This window comes from Clostridioides sp. ES-S-0049-02 (assembly GCF_020658465.1).
GTDB lineage: Bacteria > Bacillota > Clostridia > Peptostreptococcales > Peptostreptococcaceae > Clostridioides.
The window spans coordinates 61320-79141 of the sequence record NZ_JACVWG010000009.1 but is presented as its reverse complement, the minus strand read 5'-3'; the positions used below and the strand labels follow the sequence as shown (position 1 = coordinate 79141).

16 protein-coding genes are annotated in these 17822 nt (G+C 28.0%); 15 read left to right on the top strand and 1 reads right to left on the bottom strand.

All coding sequences use genetic code 11. From position 1 onward, the window contains the following. The first annotated feature begins 92 nt into the window (after window positions 1-92). From lepB (IC213_RS15985) to IC213_RS15950, 8 genes are all read left to right on the top strand, one after another. Window positions 93-629 (top strand): signal peptidase I, encoded by a 537-nt coding sequence (gene lepB / locus IC213_RS15985; RefSeq protein WP_227433615.1) that lies wholly within the window; start codon window positions 93-95, stop codon window positions 627-629. Between the two features lie 174 nt (window positions 630-803). Then, on the top strand, window positions 804-1340 hold the full coding sequence (lepB, locus tag IC213_RS15980) for a signal peptidase I (protein WP_227433614.1): 537 nt from the start codon (window positions 804-806) through the stop codon (window positions 1338-1340). 9 nt (window positions 1341-1349) lie between these two features. After that, the gene (locus IC213_RS15975) at window positions 1350-2105 is read left to right on the top strand and encodes a sugar phosphate isomerase/epimerase family protein (RefSeq protein WP_227433613.1); all 756 of its coding nucleotides are present in this window, start codon (window positions 1350-1352) and stop codon (window positions 2103-2105) included. 73 nt (window positions 2106-2178) lie between these two features. Beyond that, window positions 2179-3846: a nucleoside kinase gene (locus IC213_RS15970; RefSeq protein ID WP_227433612.1), complete on the top strand. Its 1668-nt coding sequence runs from the start codon at window positions 2179-2181 to the stop codon at window positions 3844-3846. A 345-nt stretch (window positions 3847-4191) separates the two neighbouring features. Continuing rightward, the gene (gene glsA, locus IC213_RS15965; protein ID WP_227483645.1) at window positions 4192-5121 is read left to right on the top strand and encodes a glutaminase A; all 930 of its coding nucleotides are present in this window, start codon (window positions 4192-4194) and stop codon (window positions 5119-5121) included. 97 nt (window positions 5122-5218) lie between these two features. Then, on the top strand, window positions 5219-5782 hold the full coding sequence (locus IC213_RS15960; RefSeq protein ID WP_227433610.1) for an ArsR/SmtB family transcription factor: 564 nt from the start codon (window positions 5219-5221) through the stop codon (window positions 5780-5782). Between the two features lie 297 nt (window positions 5783-6079). Then, entirely contained in the window at window positions 6080-6916 is an 837-nt protein-coding gene (locus tag IC213_RS15955; RefSeq protein ID WP_227433609.1) for a deoxyribonuclease IV, read from the top strand. A gap of 300 nt (window positions 6917-7216) precedes the next feature. Continuing rightward, window positions 7217-8212, top strand: a complete 996-nt coding sequence (locus tag IC213_RS15950) for an aldo/keto reductase (RefSeq protein ID WP_227863270.1) — start codon at window positions 7217-7219, stop codon at window positions 8210-8212. 175 nt (window positions 8213-8387) lie between these two features. Here IC213_RS15950 and IC213_RS15945 read toward each other — a convergent pair whose 3' ends face one another. Next, window positions 8388-8792: a RusA family crossover junction endodeoxyribonuclease gene (locus tag IC213_RS15945; protein ID WP_227433607.1), complete on the bottom strand. Its 405-nt coding sequence runs from the start codon at window positions 8790-8792 to the stop codon at window positions 8388-8390. Window positions 8793-9387: 595 nt separating this feature from the next. Here IC213_RS15945 and queG point away from each other — a divergent pair. The 7 genes from queG to IC213_RS15910 all read left to right on the top strand — a co-directional run bounded on the left by queG (window position 9388) and on the right by IC213_RS15910 (window position 17781). Further along, window positions 9388-10302: a tRNA epoxyqueuosine(34) reductase QueG gene (queG, locus tag IC213_RS15940; RefSeq protein WP_227483643.1), complete on the top strand. Its 915-nt coding sequence runs from the start codon at window positions 9388-9390 to the stop codon at window positions 10300-10302. Between the two features lie 105 nt (window positions 10303-10407). Beyond that, complete coding sequence (locus IC213_RS15935; protein WP_227483642.1) at window positions 10408-12645, top strand: ATP-binding protein; 2238 nt, start codon at window positions 10408-10410, stop codon at window positions 12643-12645. A 188-nt stretch (window positions 12646-12833) separates the two neighbouring features. Then, on the top strand, window positions 12834-13739 hold the full coding sequence (gene nth / locus IC213_RS15930) for an endonuclease III (RefSeq protein ID WP_227863269.1): 906 nt from the start codon (window positions 12834-12836) through the stop codon (window positions 13737-13739). A gap of 193 nt (window positions 13740-13932) precedes the next feature. Further along, the gene (trmL, locus tag IC213_RS15925; RefSeq protein WP_227433604.1) at window positions 13933-14403 is read left to right on the top strand and encodes a tRNA (uridine(34)/cytosine(34)/5-carboxymethylaminomethyluridine(34)-2'-O)-methyltransferase TrmL; all 471 of its coding nucleotides are present in this window, start codon (window positions 13933-13935) and stop codon (window positions 14401-14403) included. Between the two features lie 35 nt (window positions 14404-14438). After that, window positions 14439-15287 (top strand): DegV family protein, encoded by an 849-nt coding sequence (locus IC213_RS15920; protein ID WP_227433603.1) that lies wholly within the window; start codon window positions 14439-14441, stop codon window positions 15285-15287. 339 nt (window positions 15288-15626) lie between these two features. Further along, window positions 15627-16631 (top strand): BMP family ABC transporter substrate-binding protein, encoded by a 1005-nt coding sequence (locus IC213_RS15915; protein ID WP_227433602.1) that lies wholly within the window; start codon window positions 15627-15629, stop codon window positions 16629-16631. A gap of 40 nt (window positions 16632-16671) precedes the next feature. After that, the gene (locus IC213_RS15910; protein ID WP_227863268.1) at window positions 16672-17781 is read left to right on the top strand and encodes a BMP family ABC transporter substrate-binding protein; all 1110 of its coding nucleotides are present in this window, start codon (window positions 16672-16674) and stop codon (window positions 17779-17781) included. The last annotated feature ends 41 nt before the right edge of the window (window positions 17782-17822 follow it).

Here is a 17822-nt window from a genome sequence, read left to right as displayed (position 1 = left end):
AAAAAAGAAGTATAATATTTATATTGTAAGTTTATGGTAGATTAGTTTTGCTGTAGATTGACTTAATATTGAACACAGAGGAGACGATTTTAGTGGGTGAAGCAGTTAAAAAAGAAGTTGTAGAGTGGATAAAAGTGATTGTCATAGCTCTTGTTTTGGCATTTGCAATAACGCGTTTTATAGTGCCAACAATAGTTAAAGGAGAATCAATGTATCCTACGCTTGTAGAACGTGATTATTTGATAGTCAATAGAATTGCGTACAAAGTAGGAGAGCCAAAATACAAAGATATAATAGTATTCAAAACCGACTTAACAGAAGAAAATGGAAAGAAAAAAGATTTAGTAAAAAGAGTTATCGGGGTTCCTGGTGACCATGTAAAGATAAAAGACTCCAAGGTATATGTAAATGATAAATTGTTAGATGAAGTTTCCTATATACATAATAATCGTACTGATGGAGATATTGATATAGTAGTTCCAGAAGGAAAATTATTTGCAATGGGAGACAATAGAGAAAGAAGTTTAGATAGTAGATACGATGAGGTTGGATTGGTCGACGAGCACACCGTTCTAGGAAAAGTTCTAGTCAGATTGTATCCATTTTCTAAGATAGGAACTATTGACTAAACATTATAAATATAAAATTTGGAGCAATCGCTGATTAACTGAAATCACCAGACCATACACAATAGTTGTCTATATAAAAAAGACAACACCTTATTTAGTAGACTTATCTAAAAGATAGTGCTTAAAAGTAGCATTATCAATAAAGATAATATAACTATAAAGGAGAATTTGTGAATGAATGAAACTATTAAAGAAGAGATTGTAGAGTGGATAAAAATAATTATTACTGCACTTTTTTTGGCATTTATTATAACTCGCTTTATAAAACCAACATTAGTAAATGGAGAATCAATGTACCCAACACTTAAACCACACGATTACTTAGTGGCAAATAGAATAACATATAAATTATCAGAACCAAAATGTGGAGATATAATGATATTTAAGACTGACTTGTTGCAAGATAATGGGAGAAAAAAAGAGTTAGTAAAAAGGGTTATAGGTGTACCAGGAGACCATTTAAAAATTAAAGATTCTAAGGTTTATATAAATGGTAAGTTATTAAATGAAGTTTCATATATACATGATAATTATACTGAAGGCGAGATTGATATGGTGATTCCTCAAGGTAAAGTATTTGCTATGGGAGATAATAGAGAAGTAAGTTTAGATAGTAGGTATAAAGAAGTAGGATTAGTGGATGAACAAAATATTAAAGGAAAAGTTATTTTAAGAGTGTTTCCTTTTACACAAATAGGTATTTTTGAGTAGGTGATTTGTATGGCAGTTGGTGTGGCATCTTTGTTGTTTAATATTGAGGGTGCTTTAAAACTTTGTGAAAGTACAAAGGAAATAACTCATTTGGAAATTGGTATTGATAATATATATGAATGTAGTGAGTTATGTAAATATAAGCAGAGAATTTCTAAACTAGGGTTGTCTATAGGGATACATTTACCTATGGAATTAAACACTTGTGAAAATATAGAATATATACGAGCTTCATGGATAAGTTTTATTGAGAAGATAGAATTAGAGCTAAAAGGATTTGATATAAGGTACTTTAATCTTCATTTGGGTTATGTTATGACAAATAGACTTAAAAATAATAGGGACAAGTATTTAGATAATAGTGTAGATTTTTTTAATAAAATAAATACAGATTCACATATTTGTATAGAGAATACTTATTCAAAAGGTGGGGATTTTTCAAATATTGGAAATATATCCTATGATTTTGAATATATATTTAAGAGGATTAAAAATTCTAAGATTTGTTTTTGTTACGATACTGGACACTGTTTAATTGATGAGGATGATTATTTAAATAACTTGAAAGATAAGATAAAATTGATACATTTAAGTGATAATGATGGTATCAATGATATACATGTTGGTATAGGAAGAGGTATTTTATCTGAAGAGAGTGTTAAAGAGGTTTTAAAATTAGATGCAGAATATTTAGTATTAGAAATAAATTACGAAGACATTGAAGATACTATAAGTAAATTGAATCATATTGTAGGAGAGGGTTAAATACCTCTCTTTATCTTGTTGATATGCCTCGTTGATTAAAATGTATATTCATCAAAAGGAAGGAGATGTTGAAGTGAAGAAAATAAATTTAAAAATAGACGGAAGAAGTAAGGAGTATTCATTAGACGAAAATTCTTTGGGAATTAGACTAGGAGATATAGCAAAAGAGTTTTGTGATGAACATAAAGGATATATAACACTTGCGGTTGTAGATAATAAATTGAAAGAGTTAAATTATAGAGTGAAAAAGGATTGTGAGATAGAGTTTTTGGATACGACAAATGAAGATGGAGAAAGAGTTTACTTTAGAGTCATGTCATTTGTGTTTGTGATGGCTTGTAGAGAGATATTTTGGGACAGCAGAGTTACAATAGAACATTCACTATCTGGTGGACTATATTGTGAAGTTCATATAGAGAGAAAACTTAAAGAAGTTGATGTTGAAAATATAAAAAATAAAATGAAAGAGATAATAAATAATGACTACACTATAGAAAAAATAGAAGTTACGAGGGATGAAGCTATTTCTATATTTGAAAATAATGAGATGTATGAAAAAGCAGAACTTTTGAAATACAAGGAATATGATAGTGCTAAAGTATATAAATGTAGAAACTATATAGACCATTTTTATGGATATATGTTGCCATCAACTGGTTATATAAAATCGTTTGATATCATACTTTACAATGGAGGTATTATAATTTTAGGGCCTAGTGAAGAAGATAAGACTCTACCTATGAAATTTATACCTCAACCTAAGCTATCAAACGTATATTATGAAGCAGAAGAATGGTCAAGACTAATGGGAATTGATAAGGTAGTATCACTTAACAGAATAATAGAAAATAATGAATATGGAGATATAATAAGAACATTTGAAGCATTACATGAAAAGAAACTATCTCAAATAGCAGATATGATAAAAGATAACAATAAGAGAGTAGTTTTAATAGCAGCACCATCATCATCTGGAAAAACAAGCTTTGCTCATAGACTATCAATACATCTTAGAGTAAATAACTTAAATCCGATTTCAATATCTTTAGATGATTATTTTATAGATAGAAAACATACTCCTTTAGATGAATATGGAAACTATGATTTTGAGTCAATTTATGCTATAGATTTAGAGAGATTCAACTTAGATTTAAATAAACTTTTAGCAGGTGAAGAAATTGAGGATATAAGGTTTAACTTTAAAGCTGGGGAAAGAGAATATACTGGTAAAAAGATAAAGATAGACTCAAATCAACCAATTATATTAGAAGGTATACATGGGCTAAACCCTATTTTAACAGCATCTATACCAGATGAAGATAAATTTAAGATATACATAAGTGCCCTTACTCAAATAAATTTAGATGACCATAATAGAATTCCTACTGCCGATTTGAGAATGATAAGAAGAATTGTTAGAGATTATAATTTTAGAGGATATAGCGCTGATAATACTATTTTGCAATGGGCATCAGTTAGAAGAGGAGAAAAGAAAAATATATTCCCTTATCAAGATGAAGCAGATGCTATATTTAATTCCGCTTGTGTGTATGAATTAGCGGTTTTAAAGCGATTTGCTAAGCCTCTATTGGAGGAAATAGATGAAGATAATCCTGCTTATATTGAAGCTACTAGATTATTAAAGTTTTTACAGTATTTTGTTGAACTAGATGATATTTCTGATATACCAGGAACTTCAATCCTTAGGGAATTTATTGGAGGAAGTAAAATAGTTGATTAGCATGTATTATTGATTATTTTATTGTACTCATATTGAACTAAATATTTTTTTAGAGATACTGAATAATCTATGGTTTATATTTTAAGTAATATTGCTGGAGTATTAAAGTGAAAATTCTATTTAGTTATCAAAAATTCTTTGTTTTGTGAGAATTAGTATAGATAATAAATACTATTTAACTTTAATACTCCTTTTATAATATTATGATATTTTTTATAATATGTTTGAAAAATAAAGTTAAGTCTGCAAAAAATAGTTTTAAAGTATAATTTCTTTTAACACTGTTTTATTATAGTATAAACTTGTGCTAAAATAGAGTATATAACATAAGATGATGAGGTGCATATGAATACGTTAGATGAGACATTATTAAAAGAAATTATAAGTTCTAATAAAAAATATACAAATTATGGACAAGTTGCTAGTTACATACCAGAATTAAAAAATGCTCGTAGAAATGATTTAGGAATTTGTATTATAGATAGTGAAAATAACATTTATAGTGCTGGAAATTGTAGCACAAAATTTACAATACAAAGTATTTCAAAACCAATTGTGCTTGCCATGGCACTTATGGACAATGACTGGGAAGACGTTTTTTCAAATGTTGGAATGGAGCCAAGTGGAGACCCATTTAATTCTATAATGAAACTTGAGATTAATGATACTAAAAAGCCTTGTAATCCAATGATAAATGCAGGAGCAATAGTTACCACTTCTCTTATAAATGGGAGCTGTTTGGAAGAAAAAGAAGAAAGAATGCTTAGCTTTTTTAGAAAATTGGCAAGAAATGATAACATAGGAATAAATTATGATGTCTATAAGTCTGAAAAAATGACTGGAGATAGAAATAGAGCTATGGCTTATCTGTTAAAAAGTGATGGATTTATCAGAGGTAATGTAGAAGATGTTTTAGACCTTTATTTTAAACAATGCTCAATTGAGGTGGATTCTATAGATTTAGCGAGAATTGGTATAAATCTTGCTAATTATGGAGTAGACATAGAAAATGGAGAGCATTTAATGAGTGAAATGGTATCTAGAATTGTCAAGACATTTATGATGACTTGTGGAATGTATGATGCTTCTGGGGAATTTGCTATTAAAGTTGGAATTCCTGCAAAATCTGGAGTTGGGGGTGGTATAATGGCTTCTGTGCCAGGACGTATGGGTATTGGTGTTTATGGACCTGCACTTGACAAAAAAGGTAACAGCGTCGCAGGAGTTAAAGTTTTAGAGGAGTTGTCAAATAAACTCAGATTAAATATTTTTTAAAATTTTAAGAAAGGATTTTTTTGACAACAACATATAATTTAATATATAATTAAATTGTAAAGAAATATGAATTAAATAAATTTTTTAGGAGGGGTCAATGAAAGAGGTATTGGTATTACGAGATTTGGAGTGCATAAAGGCTATTGCACATCCACGTAGAATAGATATTCTAAAAGCATTTGACAAATCGCCATTGTCAGCAAAACAATTATCTCAATTATTGGAAGAACCTCATGCAAAAATAAACTACCACATAAAAATGTTATACAAAGTTGGTATTTTAGAATTAGTTGAGGAAAAAATAAAGTCGGGGATTGTGGAAAAATATTATTATCCAAGTGCAAAAAATGTGGTTATAGGGAATAGGATACTTAATTTTTCTTTAGACAATGGGGAAGAAAAAGAAGAATTGTACATATCAAGATTTGAAAATATGAGTGAAGTTTTTTATAAAGCAGCAGAGGAAGATGTTTTAGAAAATGAAAATATAGTTGATTATCATGATATTTCTCTTACTCATGATGAATTAGTTGAACTTAATGATACTATGAAATCAAAGATAGATGAAATTTTAAATAAAAGACAAGACAGCGTTGAAGGTTCTAAGTATGATATAGCTATGGTTGTAGTTCCTACAGTTGAAGAAGAATGTCCTAATTAGAATCATTAATTATGTATTAGTTATAAAACATAAGATTAGAGATTGAACATCAGAATTTACTTAATAATCAAAAAATACTTTTGAGCATGAGTAAAATAATGATTTTTAATCTCTATTTTTTTGTTATTTGAATGACTAAATATACTCTTTGAAATTTATCAAAATGGGTATAATTAAACTATAAATATTAAAATTTAGAATTAATATATACGAAATTAATTATAGTTATACTAAAATTAAGACTTAAGTATCAAAAATTTATAAATTAAAATTATGTACAACCAAAAGGAGATTAATATGATTAAATTAGGAACACATATTTCAATAGCAAAAGGATTTGCAAAGGCAGCCGAAACAGCTGTATATATTGATGCAAATACATTTCAATTTTTTAGTAGAAACCCAAGAGGAGGAAATGCTAAAGAATTTGATGAGAAAGATATAGCTAAATTTCAAGAAATTAGAAAAGCAAACAATTTTGCACCATTACTTGCACATGCTCCATATACTATGAATCTAGGTGGAGTGAAGGATGATGTTTATGAATTCGCAACAAGAGTAATAGATGAAGATATAAGAAGAATGGATTCACTAGGTATAGAATACATGTGTTTTCACCCTGGAAGTCATGTAGGTGGTGGAGTAGACTTTGGTATAGATAGGATAGTAAAAGGGCTAAACAATGCTATTAAAGGAGATGAAAATATAACTATACTCCTTGAAACAATGTCAGGAAAAGGGACTGAAATAGGATTTAGTTTTGAGCAGTTAAAGAGCATAATAGACAATGTCGAACATAAAGAAAGAATAGGTGTGTGTCTTGATACATGTCATATTTTTTCAGCTGGTTATGATATAGTTAATGACTTGGATGGAGTTTTAGGGGAATTTGACAAGATTATAGGTATAGATAGATTAAAAACTATACATTTAAATGATAGTATGATGCCATTTGGGGATAAAAAAGATAGACATGCTCCTATAGGTGAAGGTAAGATAGGGCTAAAAGCTTTAACTGATTTTATGGAACATCCAAGCATTAAAGATTTGCCATTCTTCTTAGAAACACCTTTTGATGAAGAAGGTCATAAGAGAGAGATTAAGATGATTAAAGAAATTTTATCTAGTAAATAGTATTTTGATATGATGTAAATAATATTTTGATGCTATTTAAGTAGCATTTTGATTATATTTGGATTAAATTTAGATTATATGCTAGTGAAATATAGATTGGTATATTATGAAGCATATTAAATAAAATTTTGATGTAATATAAAAGAGTATATTATAAACTATATAAATAAACTTGATAAAATGTGTATATATTTTGAATAGTATATAAATAGATTGCAAAAATTCTCATAATTTGTTGTATAATTAAAAGTAACATGTTAATAATGTTTAAAATTAATTAAAAGTTAGGTGGGGAAAGCTATGAGAAATTTAGGCAAAACTAGTATGAAGATAAAAAGAGTCGGTTTTGGGGGAATTCCAATACAAAGAATTACACAAGAGGATACTAATTTAGTTATAAATGAGCTAGAGAAACAAGGAATAAACTTTATTGATAGCGCAAGGGGATACACAATAAGTGAAGAAGCTATTGGAATTGCTATAGAAGGAAAAAGAGATAAATTTTTCCTAGCTACTAAAAGTATGTCTAGGGATTATGATTCAATGAAGAGAGATGTGGAAATAAGTTTAAATAACTTTAAAACTGATTTTATAGATTTATATCAATTCCACAATGTTAAAGAAGAAGAGTATGACAATATTTTTAAAGATAAAATGGCTTATAGTGCCCTTTTAGAAGCAAAAGAACAAGGGAAGATAAAACATATTGGTATAACTAGCCATAACTTAAATACTATAGAAAGAGCTTTAGAAAGTGGCAAATTTGATACTATACAATTTCCTTACAATATAGTTGAAGGACAAGCAGATGATGTATTTAAAAAAGCTCATGAAAAAGGAATTGGTATAATAGTAATGAAACCTTTAGCTGGTGGAGCTTTAGATAATGCTACATTGGCTATTAAGTATATATTGTCTAAGGATTATATAGATGTGGTTATACCAGGAATGGATAGTGTTGAACAAGTTAGACAAAATGTCGCTGTGCTTGAAAATCTTGTATTAGATGAGGATGATGAGAAAAAAATTGAAGAAATAAGAAATTCTCTAGGTAAAAAATTCTGTAGAAGATGTGAATATTGTATGCCTTGTGCTGTTGGAATAAATATACCTTTAAGCTTCTTATGCGAAGGATATTACACTAGATATGGATTAGAGGAGTGGGCTAAGGAAAAATATGAGGTTATGGATGTTAAACCTACTGAATGTATTGACTGTGGTCTTTGTGAAAGTCGATGTCCATATGAACTTCCTATAAGAGAAATGTTGAAGACTGTTGTTGAAAAGCTAGGATAGATTTTACTTATTGAAATCGGTGTAATAAATTTACGCCGATTTCTTTTTTTATGTAAGTATAATTATTATGATAAGATTGTGTTTATGAAAGTATTAAGTGTTATGTCAATGCAATTAATTATTATATAAATATTGTTTTTGCATCAATATAGATTTATATAGCATATACAGATTTTTATTTTTCAAAAATATTATAAGATATATCATATTTAGATATTGGATAAAGTTCAATTTCAACTCTAGGATTGTCCTTATCTATAAAATCAAATAAAAGTACTGGCTTAAGCTGCTTATCATTTTTTATTATTCCACTTTTTTCAATACCATCACAAATGCTCTTTGGATAGTTATGTAAATCGCCCATTCTCTTGTTAGGGAAGAATAATTTTAACACTGTTATTAAATTTTCTTCAACAGTTTCTCCTTGATACTGTTGATTTATAAAACCTGCAATCATGTTCTCATATGCTAAATACTTAGAATATTTTCCCTTTGAAGGCATCCATGCTTGACCATTTATATTATGAAGTTTAAAATTAGATTTACTAATGGGTCTACCTGGTATTGTTATTTTAATCAATTTATTCACCATCCTTATACAGTATTTATTATAATCTGTGGATGATTTAAAAGCAAATTCTTATTTGTTGTACCTTTCTGAATAACAAAGTCTAATTGGATAAGATATGATTTTAATAGTGTAATATATATTAGATTGTTGTAGATATGAAAGATATATTATAGAAGAAATACAAGGTAGCAATAGAGGGAAGAGATATGAAAGTTAAATTATAATAATGTTGTAGAACAACAAAAATATAGATAGTGAAAAATAAGTAGTGTTATAAGAGTAAAATAGCTAAAGATATAATATGGATGAAAGCTAAGCTATACAAATATTGTAGAATAACAAAATATAGATAGTTAAGAATAAGTAAGTGTTATAAGAGTAAAATAGTTAAAAATTAAAAATAGATAGATGTTAAATTATACTAAGATAACAGCATATAAAAGTCAAATTATATAGTAAATAAATTATATAAACATGTAAATTTTAAAAATTAGACTATTTAGACTATATATATTTAGGCTGTATAAATGTTGTTATGTCTAAACAAAGAAACATATGTAGCATAATTGTGATTTTAGAATTTAAGTTGAAAAGGAATAATTTTATGGATAATAACAGATTAAAAGAATTTTGTAACCTCATAGGATTAAAGTGTGTAGGAATAGCTGGAGTAGACAAGTATGAAAATCTGAGAGAGATACTTGAAAATAGACAGAAAAAAGACTATTTAACAGGTATGGAAGAACCCATAATTGAAAATAGAATTAATCCTAGAAATATAATGGAAGATGCTAATTCTATAATAGTGTGTGCTTTTCCATACCATATAAATAGACAAGAAAAGAATAAAAATTCAAATTTATCAAAATATTGTCATGGAAAGGACTATCATATTGTAGTAAAAGATTTTTTACAACAAATTTGTGATTATATTTCCAAAAATGTAGAAGGTTTTAAATATAAGATATTTGCTGATAATGGACCATTAGTTGACAGATATTTAGCTTATTTATCAGGTATTGGATATTTTGGAATAAATAATAATATTATAACTGATGAATATGGTTCTTATATATTTATTGGATATATAGTAAATAATTATAAGTTTGAAGAAGATAAACCACTAGAAAAAAGCTGTTTTAAATGTGGAAAGTGTGTAAAATATTGTCCGGGAAATGCTATATTGGGAAATTATGATATGAATCCTAAAAAATGCTTATCATATATAACTCAAAAAAAGGGAGATTTGTCAGAGGAAGAAAAGTATGTTTTAAAGAAAAGTAAAAAGATATTTGGGTGCGATATTTGTCAAGAAGTATGTCCTCATAATATTGAAATACCAACAACTCACATCTTGGAATTTAAGGAAGATATAATAGACTATTTGGATTATGATGAGATACAAAATATATCAAATAAAGAATTTAAGAGGAGATATGGAGATAGAGCTTTTAGCTGGAGGGGTAAAAATATAATAAAGAGAAATATGGAAATAATTTTAGATAAGTATGATGACTAATAATAAGAGTCTATTTCATATACTTTAATGTGTATTTACTTTAACACTTATGGTGTAAAAGTCATATTATATCATTAAAGTTAAATATGAGGAGGTGGGGGAATATTGAAATATAATAATACATCTGAAATAAGTCCACTAGATAGTATATTGGGTCAAGAAAGAGCAGTAGAAGCTATGGAGTTAGGTTTAAAGATAAATAATCCAGCCTACAACATATACCTAGCTGGGGAATCTGGAACAGGTAAAAGTACTTATGCCTTAAAGGTTTTAAATGAATATGCATCTAAAAAAAGTACACATAAAGATTGGTGCTATATATATAATTTTGAAAACCCTAGAGAACCTATGATAGTTGAATTAGAAAAAGGGTTTGGAAGAGAACTTAAGAAAGATATGGAAAAGTTAGTGGAAAGTCTTTTAGAAGATTTTAAAAATGCATTTGAAAGTGAAGATTTTGAAATAGAGAAAAATAAACTTTTGGATGAATATGAAATAGAAAAAGATATGTTACTAAAGCAGATTAAAAAATATGGAGAAGAAAAAGGATTTAAACTAAAACAAAGTAAAATGGGAATAGTTTTCATACCTTTGAAGGAAGATGAAGAAGAAAGTGATATATCAGATGAAGAGTTTTATAAGGCTAAAAGAGAACTCGAAAACATGGCAATACAAGTTGTATATAAAATTAGAAACTTGGAAGAAAAAGCTGAAAAGGCTGTGTTAGAGCTTGAAGAAGAGATAGCTAAGCTTGTAGTAGAACCTCATATTAAAACGTTGTGCGAAAAATATGAATGTTATGAAAAAATTCAACTTTACTTAGAAAATATAAAAAAAGATATCATAGAATACATGTATTTATTTTACTTAGATGAAGAAGAATTGAAAGATAAGTATGATAAAGAACACTTTATAAAGTATAAAATTAATTTATTTGTAGATAATGGAGGTTCGAAAAAGAAGGAATCAGCACCTGTCATAGTAGAGATAAATCCAAGCCCATCAAACCTATTTGGAAAGGCAGAATATGATTATGCAAACGGAAATATAAAGACTGATTTTACAAAATTATTATCAGGAGCATTTCATAGAGCTAATGGCGGATATTTGGTGCTTTATGCAGACCAGTTATTAAAGTATACTATGTCTTGGGAAATTCTTAAAAAGACATTGCAAACAAAAAAAGTAATTTTGGAAACACAGACAGCAATTAAACCAGAAAATATGCCATTAGATGTCAAAGTGATATTGATAGGAAGTCATTATATATATGATATTTTATATAGATATGAAGAAGATTTTGGAAAATATTTTAAAATATTTGTAGATTTTGATAGCGAAATGGATAAGAATAAAAATAATGAAGATGGAATAGCTAGATTTATAGCATATCAATGCAATAAAAATGGCTTAAAACATTTTACAAAAGATGCAGTTGACGAAGTTGTTAAGTTTAGCACTAAATTGTCTGGTGATTTAGAGAAGCTATCAACTAAGTTTAATAAAATAATGGAAGTTATAATAGAAGGAAGTGCATATGCAGAATTTAGAAGTTCCGATTATACAGAGCGAGATGATATTAAAAAAGCAATAAGTGAAAAGAAAAAGCGTATTAATAGAGTAGAGACACACATGGATGAATCAATTGAAAATGGTTTTACTCTAATAGAAACAGAAGGGAAAAAAGTTGGAGTAATAAATGGGCTATCAGTTTTAAGTACAGGAGAATATTCTTTTGGTAGGGCTTCAAGGATTACAGCAACTACTAGTCCAGGAAGCAATGGTATAGTAAATATAGAAAGAGAAGTAAATATGAGTGGCTCAATACATAATAAAGGAGTGCTTATATTAGGGGGATATCTTTCTGAAAACTTTGCACAGGATTTATTGATGTCATTAAATGCATATATTTGTTTTGAGCAAAATTATGGAGGTATAGATGGGGATAGTGCATCTTCTGCGGAGTTATATGTATTGTTATCATCTCTTAGTGGTGTAGCAATTAAGCAAAATATTGCAGTTACAGGCTCTATAAATCAAAAGGGAGATATACAAGTAGTTGGTGGAATAAGTGAAAAAGTAGAAGGATTTTATTCTATATGTAAAACTAAAGGCTTAAACAATGAACAGGGTGTAATAATTCCTAAAAAAAATCAGAGAAATCTTGTTTTATCAGATGAAGTTAATGATGCTATAAAAGATGGAAAATTTAAAATATATACAGTTGAAAGAGTAGAAGAAGCTATAGAGATATTGACAGATGTCAAATTTGAAGAAATAAAAAAATTGGTCAAAGAAAAACTACTATCTTTTAGTAAGATACAAATTGAGGCAAAAGAATAAGTTTATAATAGAATTTAATGGGTATTTATATGTATAATAAAAAGCAGGAACTTTAATAAGTTTTTGCTTTTTTTGTGAAATATCTGTAGAGTAAGTTTTGTTTTGTATGTTGATGTTTATTTTTTGTTGATATGATTAAACTATATATAAATAATGTTTTATAAATTGGTATTTTAAGGGGGATAACTATGAAAAGTGTAAATAAGAAAGATATAAGTAAGAATGATGTAAATAAAATTGAAACTCAAAAAGAAGTAGATGAAATAATTGATGAAAAAGATATAGAAAATTTTGTAGATATTAAGGATAATAAAAAAAGTGTCAAAGTTAGCAAAAAAGATGCTCAAAAAAGTGAAAAAGATAGTAAATTAAAAGATAATAAATCTAGTAAAAATATACAAAAAGTGAGTAATAAGAAAGCTAAAAGTAAATCTGTGGATAAGAAAGAATCTGCAAACGAAAAAGATGTAAATAAAATTTTAGATGAATTAGAAAAATTGTATCCAGATGCTACATGTGAACTAAATTATGGGACAGCCTTTGAACTTTTAATAGCAACTATATTATCCGCTCAATGTACTGACGTAAGAGTAAATAAAGTTACAGCGGAATTGTTTAAGAAGTACAATACAGCAAGAGATTTTGCAGATTTAAGTATTGAAGAAATTAGTAAAGAGATAAAAAGTTGTGGTCTTTATAAAAGTAAGGCTCAAAAAATAAAAGCTACATCTGAACAGTTGTGTGAATTATATAATGGTGAGGTACCAGATACTTTAGAAAAGCTTGTAAAACTTCCTGGTGTTGGGAGAAAGACAGCAGGCGTTGTTCTTAGTAATGCCTTTAATCATCCAGCAATAGCAGTAGATACACATGTATTTAGAGTCAGTAATAGAATTGGAATAGTAGATGAGCCAAACCCTCAAAAAACAGAATTTGCACTTATGGAAGCCATACCAAAAGAAAGATGGTCACACTCACATCATGTATTAATTTTTCATGGAAGAAGAATGTGTAAAGCTAGAAATCCAGAGTGTGAAAACTGTCCAATAAAAGATGATTGTAATTATTATCAAGAACTTAAAGAAATGAAATAACTTTTCTAAAGTAAGTTGTACAAGAGTGATTTTCTGATATAATAATACTTATGAAAATGTTAGATAGAAAACTATTATATATAATAAAATAAAAATTATTATTAACATTATTATATATGATAGTATAATATTATTGTTATTCTGTTTATAAAATAAAGTTTAGTAAACAAGAACGATATTTAGGAGGATAAAAATGTCATTAAATATAGTATTAGTAGAACCAGAAATACCTCAAAATACAGGAAATATAATAAGAACTTGTGCAGCAACAGGTTCAACTTTGCATTTAGTAAAACCATTAGGTTTTTCATTGGATGATAAGCACTTAAAAAGATGTGGTCTTGACTATTGGGATATAGCTGATATACAATATTACGATAGCTTTGAAGAATTACAAGAAAAATATCCAAACAGTAGATACTTTTTTTCTACAACAAAGGCTAAACAATCGCATTCAGATGTAAAATATGAAGAAAATTGTTTTATAGTATTTGGAAAAGAAACAAAGGGATTACCAGAGTCTTTGTTGAAAGCAAATATGGATACTTGTATTAGAGTACCTATGTTAGATGTTGAAAAAGCTAGGTCATTAAATTTATCAAATTCAGTAGCTATAGTAGTATATGAGGCTTTAAGACAAATAGGATACCCTAATATGAGGTAGTTTAAATAATCCTAAATTAGAAAGGAGCATACTTAATGAAAAATCTAAAGATAATCTGTGACAGTTTATCGGACGTGCCAAAAGATTTGTTAGATAAATATGATATAGATATTGTTTCATTAACAGTTATATTAGAAGAAAAAGAATACAAGGATAGGATTGATATATCTGGAGATGAATTTTATAAAAAACTTAGAGAAGAAAATGCATATCCAAAAACTTCTCAAGCTACTTATGCCCAATTTAAGGAAGTTTTTGAAAAATACACGAGTGAAGGTAGAGCAATACTTTATATAGCTGGTTCTGCTACAGCTACAGGAACATATCAAAGTGCTGTAATGGCGAAGAATGATGTAGAAGGTGAAATATATACATATGATTCTAACTTACTTTGTATGGGAACTGGTCTGCTTGTAATAAAAGCAGGAGAGCTTGCAAGTGAAGGAAAATCTATTAATGAAATATTACCTGTTTTAGATGAATTAAAAGAAAAAGCTTTTGTTATATTTTCAGTGGATACATTGGAGTACTTACAAAAGGGAGGAAGAATATCATCTACTAAGGCGGCAATCGGAAGTATATTAAATATAAAACCTATTCTTGAAATAAAAGGAGGGTTAGTCTCACAATTATCTCAAGTAAGAGGTAAGAAGAATGTAATTTCTAAGATGATGGACTTGATAAAATCGAATTGTGGGGATGATTTATCAGACCAAGTTATATATATAGGATATAGTGATGACATTAAGGAAAAAGAACAATTGTCTAAAGTTATAGAGGATGAATTGAGACCTAAGGAAATTAAATTTTTCCAAATTGGTGTGTGTATAGGTGCACATGCTGGTCCTGGTGTAACTGGAATTATATGTCTAAAAAATAAATAACAATTTTTTATATTGGGATTATTTATTTTTTTATTAATTTATGATAAGATATGTTAAACATTGATACACTAGATATAATTTGTTTTAGATAGAATTAAGTGTTGATATATTAAGTTGAGTTTTTAGGGAAGTGTGTAAATAGATAGAAATCTATTACACACTTTTTTATGGTAAGTTTATTGAAAAAATTAAATAAATACTTGCAAATGAGGTATAACAAATCAGTAAATAGTATGTAAAAGTAAATAGTATGTAAAAGTAAATAGTATGTAAAAGTAAATAGTATGTAAAAGTAAATAGTATGTAAAAATGTCACAAAAATATAAGGAGTGGATTTTGATGCGTTTAAAAAAATTGTTGGTATTAATGTTAACTGTAGCAATGACTGCTGGAATGTTAGTTGGATGTAGCAGTAATTCAAGTAATAATTCTAGTTCTAATCAAGATAATAAAAATAAGCTAAGTAACAAAGAAAATTCAAAAAAATCTGTATCTATGATATTAGATATTGAAGGGTCAAATAATGGAGTCATGAATAATTCAGCTTTGTTAGCGTTAGATACTGCACAAAAAAATCTTAACATAGATACAAATAAAGTGGAATCAGAGGATTCATCAACTTTTTCTAATAGCATAGATATTTTATGTAATGATAATACTGACTTGATTATAGCTGTTGGTTCTAGATTTGCAAAGCCTCTAGAAAAGATAGCCAAGAAATACCCAAAGCAACAGTTTGCCATTGTAGATTATGAGTATGACAAACAACCATCTAATATAACTTCAATTTCTTTTGAGGATAATAAGACTGGATATTTGGCTGGATTAGTTGCTGGAAAGATGACAGAAACAGATAAGGTTGGTTTTATAGGTGGAGTAGAGGGTTCTAGTAGAAATAAATTTGAATCTGGCTTTAAAGAAGGTGTTAAATTTTCTAATAGCAATATAAAAGATATTTCAGTTGAGTATGTAGATATTTTTAAAGATAGTAAATCTGCTGAATCTGTTGCTAAAAAAATGATGGATAGTGGAGTAGATATTATTTTTTCTAATACTGAAGATGATTCAAAGAGTGTAATAAATATGGTTAGAGCAAAGAATAAAAAAGTGATAGCAATTAATAAAGATCAGCATGAGTTGGCTCCAGAAAATGTTATAAGTTCTATTGTAAAGGACTTTGAAAAGCCTACTTATGACTTAATACAAAGCTTTGTAAAAGGAGATTATAAGGGTGGTAAAGTTATAGAAAATACAATGAAGTCTGGAAGTACTGGACTTGCTCAAAATAGTTCTCAAAATATTCCTCCTGATGTGTTAGAATATGTAAATAAGAACAATAAATAATTTATAGAGACTTCATGTTCTATGTCAGGGAGTGAGTTTTGTGAAAATAAAAAGGATATTGATGTTTTGTTTTGTCATGCTCTTTACAGTTTTTATACTATTTATCTGTAATTTTGATTTTGGATTTAATAGAGTAAATAATAATTCTAATATAAATAATAATAAGTCTAAACAAAGTGAATCTAAGAATGTGTCAACTTTGTCTGATAAAGATAAGTCAAATAGTGAAAGTAGCAATGATGAGGATGAATTGGAAGATGATTCTTATGTAAGAAAAACTGTTGGAGTATTGTTAGATACTGAAAATTTAGGTAATGAATCGTATAATAATAATGTACTGTCAGCTTTAAAAAGAGCTGATGAGGATTTTGATATTAGAGAGAAGATTGAAAGACCAAAGACTTTTAATGACTTTGCAAATAGCATAGAAAAATTATATAAATATGAACCAGACTTGATAATAGCAGTTGGAGCTAGATTTGCAGAACCGATTAAACAAGCTGCTACAAAATATCCAAAACAGCAATTTGCAATAGTTGATTATAATTATAAGGTTCAACCAGCTAATGTAATTTCTGTATCATTTCAAGATAATTCCACTGGATATTTGGCAGGTCTTATTGCAGGAAAAATGACTGACACTGGTAAAGTAGGATTTATAGGAGGGGTTGAAGGCTCTAGTAGAGACAAATATGAATCTGGATTTAGAAAAGGTCTTAAAACTTCAAATAAAAATGCTGATTTATTGGTAAAGTATGCAAATGTATTTGAAAATCCTGAGTCAGCTAGAACTATTGCAAAAGAAATGAGAGATTCTGATAGAGATGTTGTATTTTCAGCCACAGAGGATGATGGAAAAAGAGCTATTCAGGTAGCTAGAGAAAATGGTGGTAAAGTTATAGCTATTAATAAAGACCAATATGATATGGCTCCAGATAATGTAATAAGTTCGATTGTAAAGGATGTAGAACAGCCTGTTTATAAATTGATACAGAATGTTGTAAAGGATGGTTTTAAGGGAAGTAAAGTCATGGAGTTTAAGATAAAAGATGGAGAAATTGGACTTACTCCAAATAGCAATAGAAACATACCACCAGATGTTTTGGAATATGTAAAAAAAGAGTACAATAAGGTGAAAAGTACATACTAATTATTGCTGAAGATATGTATAGTATTTGTGTGGAATGTTAT